The sequence below is a fragment of the Streptomyces subrutilus genome (genome assembly GCF_008704535.1).
Taxonomy (GTDB): Bacteria; Actinomycetota; Actinomycetes; order Streptomycetales; family Streptomycetaceae; genus Streptomyces; species Streptomyces subrutilus.
Genome location: NZ_CP023701.1, coordinates 6,200,677 through 6,222,970 on the forward strand (window position 1 = coordinate 6,200,677; position 22,294 = coordinate 6,222,970).

Annotated in this window: 14 protein-coding genes, 3 rRNA genes and 1 riboswitch; of the genes, 14 read left to right on the plus strand and 3 right to left on the minus strand. The window is 67.6% G+C overall.

All coding sequences use genetic code 11. The annotated features are described in order from the left end of the window. Nucleotides 1-14: 14 nt before the first annotated feature. Both ptsP and CP968_RS27600 read right to left on the minus strand, forming a co-directional pair. Nucleotides 15-1,685 (minus strand): phosphoenolpyruvate--protein phosphotransferase, encoded by a 1,671-nt coding sequence (gene ptsP, locus CP968_RS27595; protein WP_150520564.1) that lies wholly within the window; start codon nucleotides 1,683-1,685, stop codon nucleotides 15-17. Nucleotides 1,686-1,759: 74 nt separating this feature from the next. Beyond that, nucleotides 1,760-2,209: a PTS sugar transporter subunit IIA gene (locus tag CP968_RS27600; RefSeq protein WP_150520565.1), complete on the minus strand. Its 450-nt coding sequence runs from the start codon at nucleotides 2,207-2,209 to the stop codon at nucleotides 1,760-1,762. A 769-nt stretch (nucleotides 2,210-2,978) separates the two neighbouring features. On the opposite strand from CP968_RS27600, the gene CP968_RS27610 reads away from it, so the two are divergent. From CP968_RS27610 to CP968_RS27670, 13 genes are all read left to right on the plus strand, one after another. Beyond that, nucleotides 2,979-4,503: ribosomal RNA gene (locus CP968_RS27610) — 16S ribosomal RNA — on the plus strand. A 282-nt stretch (nucleotides 4,504-4,785) separates the two neighbouring features. Beyond that, nucleotides 4,786-7,910 (plus strand): 23S ribosomal RNA (locus tag CP968_RS27615). Nucleotides 7,911-7,986: 76 nt separating this feature from the next. After that, nucleotides 7,987-8,103, plus strand: a 5S ribosomal RNA gene (gene rrf / locus CP968_RS27620). Together the 16S, 23S and 5S rRNA genes form the textbook arrangement of a ribosomal RNA operon. Nucleotides 8,104-8,230: 127 nt before the next feature. After that, nucleotides 8,231-8,821, plus strand: a complete 591-nt coding sequence (gene clsA / locus CP968_RS27625; RefSeq protein ID WP_150520566.1) for a cardiolipin synthase ClsA — start codon at nucleotides 8,231-8,233, stop codon at nucleotides 8,819-8,821. A gap of 100 nt (nucleotides 8,822-8,921) precedes the next feature. Further along, on the plus strand, nucleotides 8,922-11,417 hold the full coding sequence (locus tag CP968_RS27630; protein ID WP_150520567.1) for a mannose-1-phosphate guanyltransferase: 2,496 nt from the start codon (nucleotides 8,922-8,924) through the stop codon (nucleotides 11,415-11,417). 122 nt (nucleotides 11,418-11,539) lie between these two features. Continuing rightward, nucleotides 11,540-12,442, plus strand: coding sequence for a DUF881 domain-containing protein (locus tag CP968_RS27635; RefSeq protein WP_150520568.1), 903 nt, complete (start codon nucleotides 11,540-11,542; stop codon nucleotides 12,440-12,442). Continuing rightward, nucleotides 12,439-12,771: a small basic family protein gene (locus CP968_RS27640; RefSeq protein WP_030158423.1), complete on the plus strand. Its 333-nt coding sequence runs from the start codon at nucleotides 12,439-12,441 to the stop codon at nucleotides 12,769-12,771. Before CP968_RS27635 ends, CP968_RS27640 begins: the two co-directional genes overlap by 4 nt. Before the next feature lie 5 nt (nucleotides 12,772-12,776). Beyond that, nucleotides 12,777-13,604: a DUF881 domain-containing protein gene (locus CP968_RS27645; RefSeq protein ID WP_229886890.1), complete on the plus strand. Its 828-nt coding sequence runs from the start codon at nucleotides 12,777-12,779 to the stop codon at nucleotides 13,602-13,604. A gap of 82 nt (nucleotides 13,605-13,686) precedes the next feature. After that, nucleotides 13,687-14,631: an FHA domain-containing protein gene (locus CP968_RS27650; protein ID WP_150522161.1), complete on the plus strand. Its 945-nt coding sequence runs from the start codon at nucleotides 13,687-13,689 to the stop codon at nucleotides 14,629-14,631. 47 nt (nucleotides 14,632-14,678) lie between these two features. Then, complete coding sequence (gene ftsR / locus CP968_RS27655; RefSeq protein WP_150520569.1) at nucleotides 14,679-15,446, plus strand: transcriptional regulator FtsR; 768 nt, start codon at nucleotides 14,679-14,681, stop codon at nucleotides 15,444-15,446. A gap of 55 nt (nucleotides 15,447-15,501) precedes the next feature. Further along, nucleotides 15,502-15,975 (plus strand): bifunctional nuclease family protein, encoded by a 474-nt coding sequence (locus CP968_RS27660; RefSeq protein WP_150520570.1) that lies wholly within the window; start codon nucleotides 15,502-15,504, stop codon nucleotides 15,973-15,975. A gap of 191 nt (nucleotides 15,976-16,166) precedes the next feature. Further along, nucleotides 16,167-16,805, plus strand: a complete 639-nt coding sequence (locus CP968_RS27665) for a MerR family transcriptional regulator (RefSeq protein WP_150520571.1) — start codon at nucleotides 16,167-16,169, stop codon at nucleotides 16,803-16,805. 91 nt (nucleotides 16,806-16,896) lie between these two features. Then, nucleotides 16,897-18,414, plus strand: a complete 1,518-nt coding sequence (locus CP968_RS27670; protein WP_150520572.1) for a DNA polymerase IV — start codon at nucleotides 16,897-16,899, stop codon at nucleotides 18,412-18,414. 192 nt (nucleotides 18,415-18,606) lie between these two features. Here the strand turns inward: CP968_RS27670 and CP968_RS27675 are convergent, their stop codons facing one another. Then, nucleotides 18,607-18,993 carry a PRC-barrel domain-containing protein gene (locus CP968_RS27675; protein ID WP_150520573.1) on the minus strand — a complete coding sequence of 129 codons (387 nt, stop codon included), beginning with the start codon at nucleotides 18,991-18,993 and terminating at the stop codon, nucleotides 18,607-18,609. A 116-nt stretch (nucleotides 18,994-19,109) separates the two neighbouring features. Beyond that, nucleotides 19,110-19,208, plus strand: a riboswitch (glycine riboswitch). Nucleotides 19,209-19,404: 196 nt separating this feature from the next. On the opposite strand from CP968_RS27675, the gene gcvP reads away from it, so the two are divergent. Further along, nucleotides 19,405-22,290: an aminomethyl-transferring glycine dehydrogenase gene (gene gcvP, locus CP968_RS27680; RefSeq protein ID WP_150520574.1), complete on the plus strand. Its 2,886-nt coding sequence runs from the start codon at nucleotides 19,405-19,407 to the stop codon at nucleotides 22,288-22,290. Nucleotides 22,291-22,294 lie beyond the last annotated feature (4 nt).

The window sequence follows — 22,294 nt, forward strand, 5'->3', positions numbered from 1 at the left end:
GCCGGGCGGCCCCGCTACTCGCCCGACAGCACCGCCTGGGCGGCCACACGGGCCTCCGCCGCGGTGTCGCACGCACGCGCCGCGGCCGCGGCGCGCTCGCACTGGGCGAGGGTGTGCTTGGCGAGCGTGGCCCGCACGTACGGGATGGACGCGGCGCCCATCGACAGGGAGGTGACACCCAGACCGGTCAGCACGCAGGCCAGCAGCGGATCGGCCGCGGCCTCACCGCAGACACCGCAGCTCTTGCCCTCCGCCCTGGCGGCGTCGGCCGACAGGGCGATCAGGTCGAGCAGCGCCGGCTGCCACGGGTCCTGCAGTCGCGAGACGGCGCCGACCTGGCGGTCGGCGGCGAAGGCGTACTGCGCGAGGTCGTTGGTCCCCAGCGAGAGGAACTCGACCTCCTGCAGGATCGAGCGCGCCCGCAGTGCGGCGGAGGGGATCTCCACCATCGCGCCGAACTTGGCCTTCAGCCCGGCCTCGCGGCACGCGTCCGCGAACGCCTTGGCATCGGTCCGGTCCGCCACCATCGGGGCCATGACCTCAAGGTAGACGGGCAGGCCCTCGGCGGCCTTGGCCAGCGCCGTGAGCTGGGTGCGCAGCACGTCCGGGTGGTCCAGCAGCGACCGCAGGCCGCGCACGCCGAGCGCCGGGTTCGGCTCGTCGGCGGGCGTCAGGAAGTCCAGCGGCTTGTCGGCGCCGGCGTCCAGCACGCGGACGACCACCCGGCCGCCCGGAAAGGCCTCCAGCACCTTGCGGTAGGACTCGACCTGCTTCTCCTCGGACGGCGCCTTCTTGCTGTCGTCCAGGAACAGGAACTCGGTGCGGAACAGGCCCACGCCCTCGGCGCCGGCCTCTACGGCCGCCGGGACGTCGGCGGGACCGCCGACGTTGGCGAGGAGCGGCACCTTGTGGCCGTCGGAGGTCGCGCCCGGACCGGACGACGCGGAGAGAGCGGCCTTGCGCTCGGCCGCGGAGGCCTCCAGCTCGGCCCGCTTCTCCGGGGTCGGGTCCACGAACAGGTCGCCGGTGCTGCCGTCGACGGCGATCAGAGTGCCCTCGGCGATCTCACCGGCACCGGGCAGCGCGACGATCGCCGGGACGCCGAGCGCCCGCGCGAGGATGGCGCTGTGGCTGGTCGGCCCGCCCTCCTCGGTGACGAAGCCCAGCACCAGCGCGGGGTCCAGGAGCGCGGTGTCGGCGGGAGCGAGGTCCCGCGCGATGAGCACGTACGGCTCGTCGCTGTCCGGCACACCGGGCATCGGCACGCCGAGCAGGCGCGCCACGATCCGGTTGCGCACGTCGTCCAGGTCCGCCACCCGGCCGGCCATGTACTCGCCGGCACCCGCGAGCAGCACGCGGTAGGCGGCGAACGCGTCGTAGACACCGCGCTCGGCGGTGCTCCCGACGGCGATCCGCCGGTCGACGTCCGCCATCAGCTCGGGGTCCGTGGCGATCATCGCCTGGGCCTCTAGCACGTGCTGGGCCTCGCCGCCGGCCAGCTGGCCGCGCGCGATGAGGTCGGCCGAGACAGCCTCCACGGCCTTGCGGGCGCGCCCCTGTTCGCGCTCCGCCTCGTCCGCGGTGATCTGCTTGGCCGGCGGTTCGAGAACCGCCGTACCCATGTGCCGAACCTCGCCGATCGCCACACCGTGGCTCACGCCGACGCCTCGCAGCGTTGTCTCCATTTCACCCGTCTCCGATAGAGCGACGATCCGGGCCGTCGCGGTGGTTGTCCGACTCGCCCGTGCGGGCGGACGCGTCACTGCCAGCCGAAGAGAACGTCGTGGGCCTTCACGTCGCCCGACTCGACGACGTCGGACAGCGCGTCGGGCGTCGCCTCCAGTGCCACGACCGGGCAGACGGGGGACTTGCCGGCGGCCTCGACCGCGGCGGGGTTCCAACGGATGACGGCCTGACCGCGGGTCACGGTGTCGCCCTTGTTGACGAGGAGCTCGAAGCCCTCGCCGTTGAGCTGGACGGTGTCGATCCCGAGGTGGGTGAGGACGCCGTGGCCCTCAGCGTCCACGACGACGTACGCGTGCGGGTGCAGGGAGACGACCACACCGTCGACGGGGGACACCGCCTCCGAGGGCTCGCGCACGGGATCGATGGCGGTGCCCGGTCCCACCATCGCGCCGGAGAACACCGGATCGGGCACTGCCGCGAGTCCGATGGCCTGCCCGGCAAGTGGGGACGTCACGCTGGTCATGGGGGGCCTCCCAGGGGTGGGGCTTCTTCGTGTCACCGTCACTACCTGTCGCGAACGGCGTACTCTTCAGAAGGATAAGTCACGAGATGTTCGGGTTCGCCCGATGTTGGTCCCGATCCGGGCTGGCCCTTCGGCACGGAGACTAGTGGACTAGACCGGTGGACTAGACCATACGCCCCTCGTGGATTTGCCTTGACTGTGGCGGACCTGTACTGTCGTGACTCCCGCCGGGACGTGTCGTGTGAACTTCTCGCGAACATCCCATGGACGGGGCGCCTTCTTTTTCATCCGTGACCTCTGTTTCTCTCCCTTGTTCCCGCATGCCTTCCGGCAAAACGGCGAGTGGTGAGAGAGCGGAAAAAACGCTGATAGAGTCGGAATCGCCGAAAAGGAAAACGCGAAAGCGAAAGCCTGGAAAGCGAAAGCGAATCCCGCTTCGACCGGGAATCGGACACGAAAGAGTCTGATAGAGTCGGAAACGCAAGAACAGAACGAACAGAACGAAGCGAAGCCCGGAGGAAAGCCCGAGAGGGTGAGTACGAAGGAAGCGTCCGTTCCTTGAGAACTCAACAGCGTGCCAAAAATCAACGCCAAAAGTTGATACCCCGTCCATTTCGGTGGATGAGGTTCCTTTGAAAAAGTCCTGTGAGGCACCGGTTTCGGTGTGCTTGCAGGCGACAAAACACAGCGAGGACGTTGTGGATGACCGGTCTTATTCCGACCTGGTTGTCCCGCTCTTAGTGTGTGTTGACCCGATTACGGGTAAACATTCATGGAGAGTTTGATCCTGGCTCAGGACGAACGCTGGCGGCGTGCTTAACACATGCAAGTCGAACGATGAAGCCCTTCGGGGTGGATTAGTGGCGAACGGGTGAGTAACACGTGGGCAATCTGCCCTTCACTCTGGGACAAGCCCTGGAAACGGGGTCTAATACCGGATACCACTCCTGTCTGCATGGGCAGGGGTTGAAAGCTCCGGCGGTGAAGGATGAGCCCGCGGCCTATCAGCTTGTTGGTGGGGTAATGGCCCACCAAGGCGACGACGGGTAGCCGGCCTGAGAGGGCGACCGGCCACACTGGGACTGAGACACGGCCCAGACTCCTACGGGAGGCAGCAGTGGGGAATATTGCACAATGGGCGAAAGCCTGATGCAGCGACGCCGCGTGAGGGATGACGGCCTTCGGGTTGTAAACCTCTTTCAGCAGGGAAGAAGCGAAAGTGACGGTACCTGCAGAAGAAGCGCCGGCTAACTACGTGCCAGCAGCCGCGGTAATACGTAGGGCGCAAGCGTTGTCCGGAATTATTGGGCGTAAAGAGCTCGTAGGCGGCTTGTCACGTCGGATGTGAAAGCCCGAGGCTTAACCTCGGGTCTGCATTCGATACGGGCTAGCTAGAGTGTGGTAGGGGAGATCGGAATTCCTGGTGTAGCGGTGAAATGCGCAGATATCAGGAGGAACACCGGTGGCGAAGGCGGATCTCTGGGCCATTACTGACGCTGAGGAGCGAAAGCGTGGGGAGCGAACAGGATTAGATACCCTGGTAGTCCACGCCGTAAACGTTGGGAACTAGGTGTTGGCGACATTCCACGTCGTCGGTGCCGCAGCTAACGCATTAAGTTCCCCGCCTGGGGAGTACGGCCGCAAGGCTAAAACTCAAAGGAATTGACGGGGGCCCGCACAAGCAGCGGAGCATGTGGCTTAATTCGACGCAACGCGAAGAACCTTACCAAGGCTTGACATATACCGGAAAGCATTAGAGATAGTGCCCCCCTTGTGGTCGGTATACAGGTGGTGCATGGCTGTCGTCAGCTCGTGTCGTGAGATGTTGGGTTAAGTCCCGCAACGAGCGCAACCCTTGTCCTGTGTTGCCAGCATGCCCTTCGGGGTGATGGGGACTCACAGGAGACCGCCGGGGTCAACTCGGAGGAAGGTGGGGACGACGTCAAGTCATCATGCCCCTTATGTCTTGGGCTGCACACGTGCTACAATGGCCGGTACAATGAGCTGCGATACCGTGAGGTGGAGCGAATCTCAAAAAGCCGGTCTCAGTTCGGATTGGGGTCTGCAACTCGACCCCATGAAGTCGGAGTTGCTAGTAATCGCAGATCAGCATTGCTGCGGTGAATACGTTCCCGGGCCTTGTACACACCGCCCGTCACGTCACGAAAGTCGGTAACACCCGAAGCCGGTGGCCCAACCCGTAAGGGAGGGAGCTGTCGAAGGTGGGACTGGCGATTGGGACGAAGTCGTAACAAGGTAGCCGTACCGGAAGGTGCGGCTGGATCACCTCCTTTCTAAGGAGCACAGTACCGATTGCAGACAAATGTTCTGCACGGTCAGCTCATGGGTGGAACGTTGATTATTTGGCACGGTTTCCAAAACCTCCTGTAAGTACTGCTTCGGCGTGGAAAACAGGGAGTGTGGAGGGGATCGTGTCTGGCACGTTGTTGGGTCCTGAAGGTACGGCCGTGAGGTTGTGTCTTCTTGCCGGCCCCAGTGAACTCAACGGTTTGTCCGGTGGGGTGGTGGGTGGCTGGTCGTTGTTTGAGAACTACACAGTGGACGCGAGCATCTGTGGCCAAGTTTTTAAGGGCGCACGGTGGATGCCTTGGCACCAGGAACCGATGAAGGACGTGAGAGGCCGCGATAGGCCCCGGGGAGCTGCCAACTGAGCTTTGATCCGGGGGTGTCCGAATGGGGAAACCCGGCAGTCGTCATGGGCTGTCACCCACTGCTGAACACATAGGCAGTGTGGAGGGAACGCGGGGAAGTGAAACATCTCAGTACCCGCAGGAAGAGAAAACAACCGTGATTCCGGGAGTAGTGGCGAGCGAAACCGGATGAGGCCAAACCGTATGCGTGTGATACCCGGCAGGGGTTGCGCATGCGGGGTTGTGGGAATTCTTTTGATCGGTCTGCCGGCCGGTCGGCGAGTCAGAAACCGTTGATGTAGTCGAAGGACATGCGAAAGGTCCGGCGTAGAGGGTAAGACCCCCGTAGACGAAACATCAGCGGCTTGCTTAAGAATCTCCCAAGTAGCACGGGGCCCGAGAAATCCCGTGTGAATCTGGCGGGACCACCCGCTAAGCCTAAATATTCCCTGGTGACCGATAGCGGATAGTACCGTGAGGGAATGGTGAAAAGTACCGCGGGAGCGGAGTGAAATAGTACCTGAAACCGTGTGCCTACAAGCCGTGGGAGCGTCGCTCATTGAGTTTACTCAATGGGTCGTGACTGCGTGCCTTTTGAAGAATGAGCCTGCGAGTTAGCGGTGTGTAGCGAGGTTAACCCGTGTGGGGAAGCCGTAGCGAAAGCGAGTCCGAATAGGGCGATTGAGTTGCACGCTCTAGACCCGAAGCGGAGTGATCTAGCCATGGGCAGGTTGAAGCGGAGGTAAGACTTCGTGGAGGACCGAACCCACCAGGGTTGAAAACCTGGGGGATGACCTGTGGTTAGGGGTGAAAGGCCAATCAAACTCCGTGATAGCTGGTTCTCCCCGAAATGCATTTAGGTGCAGCGTCGTGTGTTTCTTGCCGGAGGTAGAGCACTGGATAGGCGATGGGCCCTACCGGGTTACTGACCTTAGCCAAACTCCGAATGCCGGTAAGTGAGAGCACGGCAGTGAGACTGTGGGGGATAAGCTCCATGGTCGAGAGGGAAACAGCCCAGAGCATCGACTAAGGCCCCTAAGCGTACGCTAAGTGGGAAAGGATGTGGAGTCGCAGAGACAACCAGGAGGTTGGCTTAGAAGCAGCCACCCTTGAAAGAGTGCGTAATAGCTCACTGGTCAAGTGATTCCGCGCCGACAATGTAGCGGGGCTCAAGCGTACCGCCGAAGTCGTGTCATTGCAGCGTATAGCCCCAACGGGTGTTGTGATGGGTAGGGGAGCGTCGTGTGCCGGGTGAAGCAGCAGCGGAAGCTAGTTGTGGACGGTTCACGAGTGAGAATGCAGGCATGAGTAGCGATACACACGTGAGAAACGTGTGCGCCGATTGACTAAGGGTTCCTGGGTCAAGCTGATCTGCCCAGGGTAAGTCGGGACCTAAGGCGAGGCCGACAGGCGTAGTCGATGGACAACCGGTTGATATTCCGGTACCCGCTTTGAAACGCCCAATATCGAATCCTCTGATGCTAAGGCCGTGAAGCCGTTCCGGACCCTTCGGGGAAAGGAAAGTGGTGGAGCCGCCGATCCAAGGTGGTAGTAGGTAAGCGATGGGGTGACGCAGGAAGGTAGTCCAGCCCGGGCGGTGGTAGTCCCGGGGTAAGGGTGTAGGCCGAGGGGTAGGCAAATCCGTCCCTCATATAAGGCTGAGACCTGATGCCGAGCCGATTGTGGTGAAGTGGATGATCCTATGCTGTCGAGAAAAGCCTCTAGCGAGTTTCATGGCGGCCCGTACCCTAAACCGACTCAGGTGGTCAGGTAGAGAATACCGAGGCGTTCGGGTGAACTATGGTTAAGGAACTCGGCAAAATGCCCCCGTAACTTCGGGAGAAGGGGGGCCATCACTGGTGAGAGGACTTGCTCCTTGAGCTGGGGGTGGCCGCAGAGACCAGCGAGAAGCGACTGTTTACTAAAAACACAGGTCCGTGCGAAGCCGTAAGGCGATGTATACGGACTGACGCCTGCCCGGTGCTGGAACGTTAAGGGGACCGGTTAGTACACTTTCGGGTGTGCGAAGCTGAGAACTTAAGCGCCAGTAAACGGCGGTGGTAACTATAACCATCCTAAGGTAGCGAAATTCCTTGTCGGGTAAGTTCCGACCTGCACGAATGGCGTAACGACTTCTCGACTGTCTCAACCATAGGCCCGGTGAAATTGCACTACGAGTAAAGATGCTCGTTTCGCGCAGCAGGACGGAAAGACCCCGGGACCTTTACTATAGTTTGATATTGGTGTTCGGTTCGGCTTGTGTAGGATAGGTGGGAGACTTTGAAGCAGCCACGCCAGTGGTTGTGGAGTCGCCGTTGAAATACCACTCTGGTCGTGCTGGATGTCTAACCTCGGTCCGTGATCCGGATCAGGGACAGTGTCTGATGGGTAGTTTAACTGGGGCGGTTGCCTCCTAAAGAGTAACGGAGGCGCCCAAAGGTTCCCTCAGCCTGGTTGGCAATCAGGTGTTGAGTGTAAGTGCACAAGGGAGCTTGACTGTGAGACCGACGGGTCGAGCAGGGACGAAAGTCGGGACTAGTGATCCGGCGGTGGCTTGTGGAAGCGCCGTCGCTCAACGGATAAAAGGTACCCCGGGGATAACAGGCTGATCTTCCCCAAGAGTCCATATCGACGGGATGGTTTGGCACCTCGATGTCGGCTCGTCGCATCCTGGGGCTGGAGTCGGTCCCAAGGGTTGGGCTGTTCGCCCATTAAAGCGGTACGCGAGCTGGGTTTAGAACGTCGTGAGACAGTTCGGTCCCTATCCGCTGTGCGCGTAGGAATATTGAGAAGGGCTGTCCCTAGTACGAGAGGACCGGGACGGACGAACCTCTGGTGTGCCAGTTGTCCTGCCAAGGGCATGGCTGGTTGGCTACGTTCGGGAGGGATAACCGCTGAAAGCATCTAAGCGGGAAGCCTGCTTCAAGATGAGTATTCCCACCTCCTTGAGAGGGTAAGGCTCCCAGTAGACGACTGGGTTGATAGGCCAGATGTGGAAGCCCGGTAACGGGTGAAGCTGACTGGTACTAATAGGCCGAGGGCTTGTCCTCAGTTGCTCGCGTCCACTGTGTTAGTTCTGAAATAACGAACAGCTGTGAAAACACCAGCGTTCAAATTTCATAGTGTTTCGGTGGTCATAGCGTTAGGGAAACGCCCGGTTACATTCCGAACCCGGAAGCTAAGCCTTTCAGCGCCGATGGTACTGCAGGGGGGACCCTGTGGGAGAGTAGGACGCCGCCGAACAATCATTGTGGGAAAGCCCCGCACCTTATGGTGCGGGGCTTTTCTGCGTTCCGGGCCCGGGTGTGCTCTCCTGTAGGGTCAGGGTGCACCGTTCAACCATTTCTAGCGTCACAGTGGAGGCCCCCGGGTGGAGGTCCAGGAGACTCGGGTTCAGACCGACCGAATTTTCACCATTCCCAACATCCTGAGCATGGCCCGGCTGGCCGGCGTACCCCTGTTCCTGTGGCTGATTCTGGCCAAGCACGACGGGTGGGCCCTGGCCGTCCTCATGCTCAGCGGGATCAGTGACTACCTGGACGGGAAGCTCGCGCGCCGCTGGAATCAGATCAGCAACCTCGGCCGGCTGCTGGACCCGGCCGCGGACAGGCTGTACATCCTGTCCACGCTCTTCGGGCTGACCTACCGGGAGCTTTTGCCGCTGTGGCTCACCGGCGCGCTCCTGGCCCGTGAGCTGATGCTGCTGGTCATGGTGTGGATCCTGCGCCGACACGGCTATCCGCCGCCCCAGGTCAACTTCCTCGGGAAGGCCGCCACCTTCAACCTGATGTACGCCTTCCCCCTGCTGCTGCTCAGTGACGGCACGGGTTGGTTGGCCTGGATGGGCGCAGTTTTCGGATGGGCGTTCGCCGGATGGGGTACAACCCTGTATTGGTGGGCAGGAGTGCTGTACGTGGTACAGGTCCGCCGTCTCGTGAAGGCGGACGCCACGGCCGATTGAGCTCGCTCGGCGCCTGATGACGCGGAGGAGTAGCGGAGTCACCGCCCGGGACGGGTGAGGTCGGCGAGAACGTCGTCTCTCCAAGGAGGACTCTTCCGACATGAAGGCCGTCGTGATGGCCGGTGGCGAGGGCACGCGCCTTCGCCCTATGACCTCGAGCATGCCCAAGCCGCTCCTGCCGGTGGCCAACCGGCCGATCATGGAGCATGTGCTCAGGCTGCTCAAGCGGCATGGGCTCAGCGAGACCGTGGTGACCGTGCAGTTCCTGGCGTCTCTCGTCAAGAACTACTTCGGTGACGGCGAAGAGCTCGGTATGGAGCTCACCTATGCCAACGAGGAGAAGCCACTCGGGACCGCCGGCAGCGTGAAGAATGCCGAGGAGGCCTTGAAGGACGATACGTTCCTCGTGATCTCCGGCGATGCGCTCACCGACTTCGACCTCACCGATCTCATCAGATTCCACAAGGAGAAGGGCGGTCTCGTCACCGTCTGCCTGACCCGGGTCCCCAACCCGCTGGAATTCGGCATCACCATCGTGGACGAGGAGGGCAAGGTCGAACGCTTCCTCGAGAAGCCGACCTGGGGCCAGGTGTTCTCGGACACCATCAACACCGGCATCTACGTGATGGAGCCGGAGATCTTCGACTACGTCGAGGCGGACGTCTCCGTCGACTGGTCCGGAGACGTGTTCCCGCAGCTCATGAAGGAAGGCCGGCCCATCTACGGGTACGTGGCCGAGGGCTACTGGGAAGACGTCGGCACGCACGAGAGCTACGTGAAGGCCCAGGCCGACGTCCTGGAGGGCAAGGTCCAGGTCGACATGGACGGCTTCGAGATCTCGCCCGGGGTGTGGATCGCCGAAGGCGCCGAGGTCAGCCCCGACGCGGTGCTCCGCGGCCCCCTCTACGTCGGGGACTACGCCAAGGTCGAGGCCGGCGTGGAGATCCGTGAGCACACCGTCATCGGGTCGAACGTCGTGGTCAAGAGCGGGGCGTTCCTGCACAAGGCGGTCGTGCACGACAACGTGTACATCGGCCCCCACAGCAACCTCCGCGGCTGCGTCATCGGCAAGAACACCGACATCATGCGGGCCGCGCGCATCGAGGACGGCGCCGTCATCGGCGACGAGTGCCTCGTCGGCGAGGAGTCGATCGTCCAGGGGAACGTGCGCGTCTACCCCTTCAAGACGATCGAGGCCGGTGCGTTCGTCAACACCTCGGTGATCTGGGAGTCCCGCGGACAGGCACATCTGTTCGGTGCCCGTGGCGTCTCCGGCATCCTGAACGTGGAGATCACCCCCGAGCTCGTCGTCCGGCTCGCCGGTGCGTACGCGACGACCCTCAAGAAGGGCGCGATCGTCACCACCGCCCGTGACCACTCGCGCGGCGCCCGAGCGCTCAAGCGGGCCGTGATCTCGGCACTGCAGGCCAGCGCCATCAACGTCCGCGACCTGGAGAACGTGCCCCTGCCCGTGGCCCGGCAGCAGACCGCCCGCGGCAGCGCCGGCGGGATCGTGCTGCGGACCTCGCCGGGCGTGCCGGACTCCGTGGACATCATGTTCCTCGACGAGCGGGGCGCCGACCTCTCCCTCCAGCAGCAGCGCAAGCTGGACCGGGTCTACGCGCGCCAGGAGTACCGGCGCGCCTTCCCCGGTGAGATCGGTGACCTCCAGTTCCCGGGCAGCGTCTTCGACGCCTACACCGGGTCCCTACTCCGCCGGGTGGACACCACCGGCATCGCGGACGCCGGGCTGAAGGTCGTCGTGGACGCGTCCAACGGAAGCGCCGGCCTCGTCCTGCCCAGCCTCCTCGGCCGGCTCGGCGTGGACGCGCTGACGATCAATCCGGGTCTGGACGAGTCCCGGCCGACCGAGACCACCGAGTCCCGGCGCGCCGGACTGGTGCGGCTCGGGGAGATCGTGGCCTCCGCACGGGCTGCCTTCGGCGTCCGCTTCGACCCGGTGGGTGAGCGGATCTCGCTGGTGGACGAGCGCGGACGGATCATCGAGGACGACCGGGCCCTGTTGGTCATGCTCGACCTGGTCGCCGCCGAGAAGCGCAGCGGCAAGGTGGCCCTGCCGGTCACCACGACGCGGGTCGCCGAGCAGGTGGCGGCGTACCACGGCACGCAGGTGGAGTGGACGACGACCTCGCCCGACGACCTGACCCGGGTGGGCCGGGCCGAGAGCACCATCTTCGGCGGCGACGGCCGCGGCGGCTTCATCGTGCCGGAGTTCAGCAGCGTCTTCGACGGCTCCGCGGCCTTCGTCCAGCTGCTCGGCCTGGTGGCGCGGACCCAGCTCACGCTGAGCCAGATCGACGCCCGGATCCCGCGGGCCCACGTCCTCAAGCGGGACGTGCCGACGCCGTGGGCGGTCAAGGGGCTCGTCATGCGGCGGGTCGTGGAGGCGGCCGGGGACCGGCAGGTCGACACCACCGACGGCGTGCGCGTGGTCGAGGCGGACGGGCGCTGGGCGCTGGTCCTGCCCGACCCGGCGGAAGCGGTCACGCACCTGTGGGCCGAAGGCCCCGACGACGCGTCCGCGCAGGCCCTGCTCGACGAGTGGGCCGCCGTGGTGGACGGAGAGGGCTCCTGACGGCGGCGCGGTTGACGCCCGCGCGCTGAGTCACGAGTCCGGCGGGGCTGGGACCGGGGGAGGCTCCGGTCCCAGCCCCGCCGGACGGGTGCATTCGGTGGGTACGGCGCCTGCATGCGACGATGTGCGGCATGTCGCAGCCGACCCCCGACCGGAGCCCGTCCTCCCCACCCGCGCGCCCGGACGCCTCCATGTCGCTGCTGACCCACGTGATGGACCACAGCCTGGACGAGGGCTACGCCGAGGCCTCCGCCCGGCGCCGGGCGGACGGTACGGCCGGGCTGCCGCGGACACTCAAGGCCAAGCTGGCGCTCGCCGGAGGGCTGGTGCTGGCCGCGATGGTCGTGACGCTCGGCGCCGCCCAGGCGCGGGTGGCGGCGCCCGGGCTGGCCAAGGAGCGCCAAGAGCTGATCGACCGGGTGGACCGGGCCGACGACCGCACCCACGGGCTGGAACGGGACATCGAGCGGCTGCGCACCGACGTCGCCGATCGCCAGCGGACCGCGCTCAGGCAGCCGGGCGGGGGACAGGGCGACCTCGTCGCGCTGCTGGCCGGCGCCACCGAGGTGCGCGGCCCCGGGATCAAGCTGGTCGTCGACGATGCGAAGGGCGCCTCGTCGGCCGGCGGCGGACCGCGCGAGAGTGCCGGTTTCTCCGACACCGGCCGGCTCCGTGACCGGGACATGCAGAAGATCGTCAACGGTCTGTGGCAGTCCGGCGCCGAGGCCGTGTCCATCAACGGGCAGCGGCTGACGGCGCTCTCGGCGATCAGGGCCGCGGGTGACGCGATACTGGTCGACAACAGGCCCCTGGTGCCGCCGTACGAAGTGCTGGCGGTCGGCGACAAGAAGCGGCTCGGCACCGCCTTCCAGGACTCCGCGGACGGCCAGTACCTGCACGTCCTGCAGGAGAACTACGGCATCCGCTCCACCCTGTCCCCGATGGACGAGGTGCGGTTGCCCGCCGCGTCGAGCCTGACCGTGCGGACAGCCACAGCAGCAGAGCAGCAGAAGGGTGCATCGTGATCGCGGTACTGGGCCTGGTGGCCGGAGTGGTGGTCGGACTTCTGGTCCGTCCCGAAGTGCCGGCCGTCGTCGAGCCGTATCTGCCGATCGCCGTGGTGGCTGCGCTGGACGCGGTGTTCGGCGGACTGCGCGCGATGCTGGACGGCATCTTCGTGGACAAGGTCTTCGTGGTGTCGTTCCTGTCCAACGTGGTGGTGGCCGCGCTGATCGTCTTCCTCGGCGACAAGCTCGGCGTCGGCTCGCAGCTGTCCACCGGTGTGGTCGTCGTCCTCGGCATCCGCATCTTCTCCAACGCCGCGGCCATCCGCCGGCACGTCTTCCGGGCGTGAGGCCGATGCACGCCGACGGCACCCCGCCCGAGCCTCCCCGCACGCCCGGTGGCCCCGGAGTGCCTCCGCCGGCGCCCGCCGGGCGCCCGGAACCGGAGCCGGGGCCGCCCGCGCCCACCGGCCGGCAGCGGCTGGCCGCCGGGCTGTGGCCGCCCCGGGTGAGCCGGGCCCAACTGATCGTCGCGCTGCTGCTGTTCGTCCTCGGCCTGGGCCTGGCCATCCAGGTCCGGTCCACCAGCGACTCCAGCGCGCTGCGCGGGGCCCGCCAGGAGGACCTCGTGCGCATCCTCGACGAGCTCGACGGGCGGACGAAGCGGCTGGAGGACGAGAAGCAGCGGCTGGAGGACCAGCGCAAGGAGCTGGAGAGCAGCTCCAACCAGGCCGAGGAGGCCCGCAGGCAGACCGTGGAGAAGGAGCGCCAACTCGGCATCCTGGCCGGTACGGTGGCCGCCCAGGGCCCGGGCATCACGTTGAAGATCACCGATCCCACGGGCCAGGTCGAGGCGGACCAGCTGCTGGACACGCTCCAGGAGCTCCGGGCGGCCGGGGCGGAGGCGATCCAGATCAACGGGGTGCGGGTGGTGGCGGGCTCGTACTTCTCGGACGAGAGCGGTGGGGTCGGGATCGACGGTACGAAGATCACGCAACCGTACGAGTTCAAGGTGATCGGCAAGGCCCAGGACCTGGAGCCCGCGCTGAACATCCCGGGCGGTGTCGTCCAGACGCTGGAGAAGGAGCAGGCCGCCGTCGCCGTCACACGGTCGGCGAAGATCGTCGTGGACGCCTTGCGGGCAGCGAAGCAGCCTGACTACGCTCGGTCGTCATCGCCGTGAAGCGGAGCGAGGAGTGGAGCGGCTCACACGGGCCCCTGCCTGCGGGGGGTCGGCGCACCGAAGTCGCGGTGCGTGGTGGAAACTGTCTGGTGGTCACGGACGTTGTGAGGATGTCCGGGTCGGCAGGTGTGCGCATCAGGAGTTCGTCCTGCCCCACGGGCGGGTCTGTTTCGGTCAAGGGGAATCGCCCGTGAAGTTGTTTGAGAAGTTGTTCGGCAAGAAGAACCGCGAGGACGGCGGCGCGGCACGGCACCGCGCCGGGCACGGTGACGCGGAGGGGCAGGGCGACCGGCCGCTCTTCCGCGACGAGGTGGCGGGCGCGGGCGACAATTCGGGCGCGCACGGCGCGTCGGCTGTTGACCCCGCCGGTACCGGACGCATAGGTTTCGGTGAACCATCAACCTCAAGTGCGGGTGGAGGGTTTGCCCCCGACCCGTATGCCACCAACGCCTCCGCGGGGCAGCCGCGGCGCGAGGAGCCGTCCATGTCGGCCGAGCAGATTTGCAGCAGGTGCGGCCACCGCAGCGATGCGGCCAGCCGGTTCTGCTCCAACTGCGGGGCGCCGCTGCGGGCGGGTCTGACGCCGGAGCGTGCCTCGGAGACCACGTCCACCATCTCGATCTCGGGCCTGGAGGCCTACGAGGCCGAGGTGTCGGGCCAACAGCACGTGTCGTCCTCACTGTCCCCCGAGGCCCAGGCCGCGGTGGAAGCGCTGCCGCCCGGTTCCGCCCTGCTCATCGTGCGGCGCGGTCCCAACTCCGGCAGTCGCTTCCTGCTGGACGGCGAGCTCACCACGGCCGGCCGGCACCCGCAGAGCGACATCTTCCTGGACGACGTCACCGTCTCCCGGCGCCATGTCGAGTTCCGCAGGAGCCAGGACGGCGGCTTCACCGTCGCCGACGTCGGCAGCCTGAACGGCACGTACGTGAACCGGGAGCCGATCGAATCCGTCGCCCTGAACAATGGCGACGAGGTGCAGATCGGCAAGTACCGGCTGGTCTTCTACGCGAGCCTGCGGGGCGTCTGACCCGCTCCCCGGACTCCGTCCGGGGAGACCCCCGGAGGGAAGGTCCCATGCTGCGCTCCTCGACGGGCGGTGCCGGAAACGGCACCGCCGGCCCGGCCGGACAGCTGGTGAGCATCGGCACGGTGCTCACCACGCTGCGTGACGAGTTTCCCGACGTCACGATCTCGAAGATCCGGTTCCTGGAGGCGGAGGGGCTCGTGGAGCCCCGGCGCACGCCCTCCGGGTACCGCAAGTTCAGCACCCGGGACGTGGAGCGGCTGGCCCACATCCTGCGGTTGCAGCGGGACCACTACCTTCCGCTGAAGGTGATCCGCGAGCAGCTGGACGCGCTCGCACGCGGAGAGCAGATCCGCATCCCGGCGCCCACCGCCCACCGCGACCCCGCGGACGCCGTGGACCCCACGAGTCCGGCCGCGCTCTACGGGGAAGTGGGCCGCGAACGGCCCACCGTGGCCCGGGTGGGCCGCGCGGAGCTCGTGGCGGCCGCCGGCGTCGACGAGGTGCGGCTGGTCGAGTGGGAGTCGTACGGGCTGATCGCCGAGGCCCCGGGCGGCGGATTCGACGCGGAGGCCGTGACGGTGGCCCGGCTCGTGGCCGACCTGGGGCGCTTCGGCCTGGAGCCCCGGCACCTGCGCGCGATGAAGGCCGCCGCGGACCGTGAGGCGGGGCTGGTGGAGCAGGTCGTGGCACCGCTGCGCCGCCACCGCAACCCGCAGACCAGGGCACACGCCGAGGCGACCATGAAGGAGCTCGCGGGACTGTCCGTACGGCTCCACGAGGCGCTCGTGCAGACCGCTCTCGGAGTCCGGCTGTAGCCATCGAGGGGGGCCCGACTACCCAAACCGGCGGGGCAGGTCCTAGGGTTACTGTGTGAACGAGCTCGACGTTGTGGGTGTCCGGGTGGAAATGCCCTCCAACCAACCGATCGTGCTCCTGCGTGAAGTGGGAGGCGACCGGTACCTCCCCATCTGGATCGGTCCAGGGGAGGCTACCGCCATTGCCTTCGCGCAGCAGGGGATGGCCCCTGCCCGGCCGCTGACGCACGACCTGTTCAAGGACGTGCTGGAAGCGATCGGCGAGGAGCTCACCGAGGTCCGCATCACGGACCTGCGGGAGGGCGTCTTCTACGCGGAGCTCGTCTTCGCCAGCGGGGTCGAGGTGAGCGCGAGGCCTTCCGACGCCATAGCGCTGGCCCTGCGGACGGGGACGCCGATCTACGGCAGTGACGGCGTGCTGGACGACGCCGGAATCGCCATTCCCGACGAGCAGGAGGACGAGGTGGAGAAGTTCCGCGAGTTCCTCGACCAGATCTCACCGGAGGACTTCGAAACGGGCCCCCAGTAGGCGTATGCCCCGGCTTCGTGCCGCGTGGCCCACGGTGACGGACAGCCCATTCGAGTAGCCTTTCCCCGCAAACGGATACGGGAAACCACTCTCAGGGTGATTATCACTCGGCGTGCCGAGTGTGGCGATCGTTGACGCACCCCTGGTGACTGCCTACCTTCAAGGTGGCAGGTCAAGGACGGAGGGTCGGCGTGAGGATCACGGGCGACGGTACGACCGGGGGCACCCCCGTACGGAGTGATGCTGGGCCGTACCCGCTGTACGGCGGCACGGTGGGTTCCGCGCGCCGTCAGCCGGAGTCGACGCCGGTCGCACCGGTGGGCGGCGAGCCGGCGCCCGACCAGGTCGGCTACCGCGGGCCGACGGCCTGCGCCGCGGCCGGCATCACCTACCGGCAGCTCGACTACTGGGCGCGGACCGGGCTCGTGGAGCCCAGCGTGCGGCCCGCGCACGGTTCCGGGACCCAGCGGCTGTACAGCTTCCGGGACGTGGTGGTCCTCAAGATCGTCAAGCGCTTCCTGGACACCGGGGTGGCGCTGCAGAGCATCCGTACGGCCGTACAGCACCTGCGGGACCGGGGTTTCTCGGACCTGGAGCGGATGACGCTGATGAGCGACGGAGCCACCGTCTACGAGTGCACCTCCTCGGACCAGGTCGTCAGCCTGCTCCAGGGCGGCCAGGGGGTCTTCGGCATCGCCGTGGGCGTGGTGTGGCGGGACGTGGAGAACGCGCTGTCGCAACTGCACGGCGAGCGGGTCGACACCGGTGAGACCCTGATCGGCCAGAACCCGGCCGACGAGCTGGCCGCGCGGCGGAACCGGGCCGGCTGAGCCGGTTCGGCCCGGCCCGGGGGCGCCGCGCGACACGGGGCCCGCGGGCCGGTAGGGCCCGTTGTCAGAGGCGTGGGGCAGCATCGGTGCCGTGAGATCCGCGCCGACCATCCTCCATCTCGACATGGACGCCTTCTACGCGTCCGTGGAGCAGGCCTCGAAGCCGAGCCTGCGCGGGAAGGCCGTCATCGTGGGGGGTCTCGGGCCGCGCGGGGTCGTCGCCACCGCCTCGTACGAGGCCCGGCGGTTCGGGGTGCACTCCGCGATGCCGATGGCCCAGGCCCGGCGGCTCTGTCCGAACGGCGCGTACCTGATTCCCCGCTTCCGCCTCTACCAGGCGGTCAGCGAGCTCGTCATGGGCCTGCTGCGGGAGCTGTCCCCACTGGTGGAGCCGCTCAGCCTGGACGAGGCCTTCGTGGACCTGGAGGCGGGCGGGGTCGCCTTCGACTCGGTGACCGCCCGCGCCACGGGGGAGCGGCTGCGGGCCGACATCGCGGCTGCCACGGGCCTCAGCGGGTCGGTGGGGCTGGCGGGGTCCAAGATGCTGGCCAAGGTGGCCTCGGAGGAGGCCAAGCCGGCCGGGCTGCTGCTGATCGAGCCGGGGACCGAGCGGGAGCTGCTCGCACCCATGACCGTACGGACCCTGCCCGGGGTGGGGCCGGTGACGGGGGAGCACCTGAGGCGGGCCGGGATGACCACCGTCGGGGACCTGGCCGAGGCCGGGGAGGACGAGCTGGTGCGGATGCTCGGGCGCTCGCACGGCGTCGGCCTGCACCGGATGGCCCTGGGGCTGGACGACCGGCCCGTCGTCGCGGAGCGGGACGCGAAGTCGGTGTCCGTCGAGGACACCTTCGACGTCGACCTCCACGACCGGGTGCGCATCCGGGGCGAGGTGCAGCGGCTGGCCGACCGCTGCGTGCAGCGGCTGCGGGCGTCCGGGCACTCCGGACGGACGATCGTGCTGAAGGTGCGCCGCTTCGACTTCTCGACCCTGACGCGGTCGGAGACCCTGCGCGGGCCCACCGACGACCCGGGTGTGGTGCGGGAGGCCGCGGCGCGGCTGCTGGAGGGCGTGGACACCACGGGCGGGGTGCGGCTGCTGGGCGTGGGGGTGACGGGGCTGGCGGACTACACGCAGGAGGACCTGTTCGCGCAGGCCTCGGTGACGCTGGGGGCGGAGGACGCGGGGGGCGGGCCGGACGCGGCCGGTGAATCGGATGTGCGGGACGGGTCGGATGCGCCGGATGGGGCGGCGGGGGTGCGCGGAGCCGACGGGGTGAGCGGGGTCGCCGCGCCGGGCGGCGCCGGGGCGGCGGAACCGGAGCGCACTGCTCCAGGGGACCCGGCGGCCCCGCGGCCGGGCCACCACGCGGCCGGGGCGGACGCCGGGGGCGCGTCCGGTCGGCACTGGGCCGCGGGGAGCGACGTCCGGCACGCGGTGTACGGGCCGGGGTGGGTGCAGGGCAGCGGGGTCGGGCGGGTGACCGTACGGTTCGAGCGGCCCGGATCGGCGCCGGGACGGGTGCGCACCTTCCGGGTGGACGACCCGGAGCTGGAGCCGGCCGATCCGCTGCCGTTGGTGGGGGAGGAGGGGACGCAGGCCCCGTAGGGCCGCCCGGGTCCGGCGGATCCGGGCCTAGGTCGTCTCTTTCGGATCTTGTCGGCCGAGCCCGCGGCGTCTGGTGCCGTGCCTGGGCGTGCTGCCGGGGCGCTCGCGTACTGGACGTACGTGGTCGCCTCGGCAGTGCGGCCAGGCACGGTGCCAGGCGTCGCGGGCCCGGCAAGATCCGAAAGAGACGGCCTAGTCGCCCGCGAGGCGGCCGAAGTCGCGGGGTTCGTCCGGGTCGGCCGGGGGGTGGTGGAACTCCGAGGGGAGGGTCACGTCCAGTCCGTAGTGGTGGTAGAGCTGGAGCTCCTGCTCGGGGGAGAGGTGGCGGCCGACGCCGAAGTCCGGGGCGTCCCTGATGAGGGAGCGCTCGAAGGGGACCCGCAGGGCGTCGCCGACCAGCTCGCTCGGCTCCAGCGGGACGAACGCGTCCCGGCTGAAGAGGCCGGTGCGGACGGCGGCCCATTCCGGGACGCCCGTGGCGTCGTCGAGGTAGACCTCGTCGATGGTTCCGATCTTGGTGCCATTGCGGTCGAAGGCCTTGCGGCCGATCAGGCTGCGCGGATCGATGTCGGTCTGCACGGTCCGTCCTTCCAAAAGCTCGCAACTCCGCCGTAATGACTACAGAAGTGCATAACGGGAGACCGGGCCACTCGGGGACGGCCCAGAACCTCGCTGGTAGGCTTGGCAGCGGCTGTCGACCCTGTGCGGGAGAGTCCTCCGAGTGAGCTCGACGGAGGCGCCGAAGGAGCAAATCCTCCCCGGAATCTCTCAGGCATACGTACCGCACGGACGAGGCCACTCTGGAAAGCAGGGGCGGGTACCGGGTGCGCAGTGCCGGTCCCTCCCCTCACCGACGGTGAAAGCCGGAGCTCTCGGGCGATCCCCGCGACTCCGGTGAAACTCTCAGGTTGAGATGACAGAGGGGGAGGCCGTCCGGGTGCCAGCGCCGTGGTGCCCCTCGCAGGTCATACGACCAGGAGGCCTCCGTACATGACCGCCAACCGCATTCCGCTCAGCCAGCTTGAGCGAGGCATCCCCTTCGAGCAGCGCCACATCGGCCCGGATGCCGAGGCGCAGGCGAAGATGCTCGCCCAGGTGGGCTATGGCTCCCTGGACGAACTGACCGCCGCCGCGGTGCCGGATGTGATCAAGACCGCCGAGGCGCTGAACCTGCCGGAGGCGCGCACCGAGGCCGAGGTGCTGGCCGAGCTGCGTTCGCTGGCCGACCGCAACCAGGTCCTCACCTCCATGATCGGCCTCGGCTACCACGGCACCTTCACGCCGCCGGTGATCCTGCGCAACGTCATGGAGAACCCGGCCTGGTACACGGCGTACACCCCGTACCAGCCGGAGATCTCGCAGGGCCGCCTCGAAGCGCTGCTGAACTTCCAGACCGTCGTCGCCGACCTCACGGGCCTGCCGACCTCGGGCGCCTCGCTGCTCGACGAGGGCACCGCGGCCGCCGAGGCGATGTCGCTCTCCCGCCGCGTGGGCAAGGTCAAGGACGGTGTCTTCCTGATCGACGCCGACGCGCTGCCGCAGACCATCGCGGTGATCGAGACCCGCGCCGAGCCGACGGGCGTCGAGGTGGTCGTCGCCGACCTCTCCGACGGCATTCCGGCCGAGATCGCCGAGCGCGGCGTCTTCGGCGTGCTGATCCAGTACCCCGGGGCCTCCGGCGCCGTGCGCGACATCAAGCCGCTGATCGACCGGGCGCACGAGCTGGGCGCCGTCGTCACCGTCTCGGCCGACCTGCTCGCCCTGACGCTGCTGACCTCGCCGGGCGAGCTCGGCGCCGACATCGCGGTGGGCACCACCCAGCGCTTCGGCGTCCCGATGGGCTTCGGCGGACCGCACGCCGGCTACATGGCCGTCCAGGCCAAGCACGCCCGCTCGCTCCCGGGCCGCCTCGTCGGCGTCTCCGTGGACGCGGACGGGAACAAGGCGTACCGGCTGGCCCTCCAGACCCGCGAGCAGCACATCCGCCGGGAGAAGGCCACCAGCAACATCTGTACCGCCCAGGTGCTGCTCGCCGTCATGGCCGCCATGTACGCCGTCTACCACGGCCCGGACGGCCTGCGGACGATCGCCCGCCGGACCCACCGCTACGCCGCCCTGCTCGCCGCGGGCCTGACGGCCGGCGGGGTGGAGGTCGTGCACGGCTCCTACTTCGACACGGTCACGGCCCGGGTGCCCGGCAAGGCCGCCGAGGTCGTCGCCGCCGCCCGCCGGGGCGGGGTCAACCTGCACCAGGTCGACGCCGACCTGGTCTCCGTCTCCTGCGACGAGACCACCCTGCGCGCCGACGTGGACGCCGTCTGGGCGGCCTTCGGGGTCGGTGCCGACATCGAGGCCCTGGACGCCACCACGGCCGACGCCCTGCCCGAGAGCCTGCTGCGCTCGGACGCGTACCTGACGCACCCGGTCTTCCACCAGCACCGTTCCGAGACCGCGATGCTGCGCTACCTGCGCAGGCTCTCGGACAAGGACTACGCGCTGGACCGCGGCATGATCCCGCTGGGCTCCTGCACCATGAAGCTCAACGCGACCACCGAGATGGAATCGGTGACCTGGCCCGAGTTCGGCCAGCTGCACCCGTTCGCCCCGGTGGAGCAGGCCGAGGGGTACCTCACGCTCATCACCGAGCTGGAGGAACGTCTCTGCGAGGTCACCGGCTACGACAAGGTCTCCCTTCAGCCCAACGCCGGCTCGCAGGGCGAGCTGGCCGGTCTGCTGGCCGTACGCGCCTACCACCGCGCCAACGGCGACGAGCAGCGCACCGTCTGCCTCATCCCGTCCTCCGCGCACGGCACCAACGCCGCCAGCGCCGTGATGGCCGGCATGAAGGTCGTCGTCGTCAAGACGGCCGACGACGGCGAGGTGGACGCGGACGACCTGCACGCCAAGATCGACCGGTACCGCGACGAGCTCGCCGTCCTGATGATCACCTACCCGTCCACGCACGGCGTGTTCGAGGAGCACGTCGCGGACATCTGCGCCCGGGTGCACGACGCCGGCGGCCAGGTCTACGTGGACGGCGCCAACCTCAACGCCCTGGTGGGCCTGGCGAAGCCGGGCCACTTCGGCGGCGACGTCTCGCACCTGAACCTGCACAAGACCTTCTGCATCCCGCACGGCGGCGGCGGCCCGGGCGTGGGCCCGGTCGGCGTCCGGGCGCACCTGGCCCCCTTCCTGCCGAACCACCCGCTCCAGCCGACCGCCGGCCCCGAGACGGGCGTGGGCCCGATCTCCGCGGCGCCGTGGGGCTCGGCCGGCATCCTGCCCATCTCCTGGTCGTACGTGCGCCTGATGGGCGGCGAGGGCCTCAAGCGCGCCACCCAGGTGGCGGTGCTCGGCGCCAACTACATCGCCAAGCGCCTGGAGCCGCACTACCCGGTGCTCTACACGGGCCCGGGCAACCTGGTCGCGCACGAGTGCATCATCGACCTGCGCCCGCTGTCGAAGTCGACGGGCGTGAGCGTGGACGACATCGCCAAGCGGCTGATCGACTACGGCTTCCACGCGCCGACCATGTCCTTCCCGGTGGCCGGCACGCTGATGATCGAGCCGACGGAGTCCGAGGACCTCGCCGAGATCGACCGGTTCTGCGACGCGATGATCGCCATCCGCGGCGAGATCGAGCGGGTCGCGGGCGGCGAGTGGCCGGCCGACGACAACCCGCTGGCCAACTCCCCGCACACGGCCGCGGCGCTGGGCGGCGAGTGGAACCACCCGTACACCCGGGAAGAGGCCGTCTTCCCGGCCGGGGTCACGGCCGCCGGGAAGTACTGGCCGCCGGTGCGCCGCATCGACGGTGCGTTCGGCGACCGGAACCTGGTCTGCTCCTGCCCGCCGCTGGACGAGTACGACAACTGAGCAC

What these genes read in the sequence shown, in the direction of transcription:
- gcvP (WP_150520574.1), top strand. Translation starts at nt 19,405, where the DNA reads ATGACCGCCAACCGCATTCCGCTCAGCCAGCTTGAGCGAGGCATCCCC.
- CP968_RS27630 (WP_150520567.1), top strand. Translation starts at nt 8,922, where the DNA reads ATGAAGGCCGTCGTGATGGCCGGTGGCGAGGGCACGCGCCTTCGCCCT.
- CP968_RS27635 (WP_150520568.1), top strand. Translation starts at nt 11,540, where the DNA reads ATGTGCGGCATGTCGCAGCCGACCCCCGACCGGAGCCCGTCCTCCCCA.
- ptsP (WP_150520564.1), bottom strand. Translation starts at nt 1,685, where the DNA reads ATGGAGACAACGCTGCGAGGCGTCGGCGTGAGCCACGGTGTGGCGATC.
- CP968_RS27645 (WP_229886890.1), top strand. Translation starts at nt 12,777, where the DNA reads ATGCACGCCGACGGCACCCCGCCCGAGCCTCCCCGCACGCCCGGTGGC.
- ftsR (WP_150520569.1), top strand. Translation starts at nt 14,679, where the DNA reads ATGCTGCGCTCCTCGACGGGCGGTGCCGGAAACGGCACCGCCGGCCCG.
- CP968_RS27600 (WP_150520565.1), bottom strand. Translation starts at nt 2,209, where the DNA reads ATGACCAGCGTGACGTCCCCACTTGCCGGGCAGGCCATCGGACTCGCG.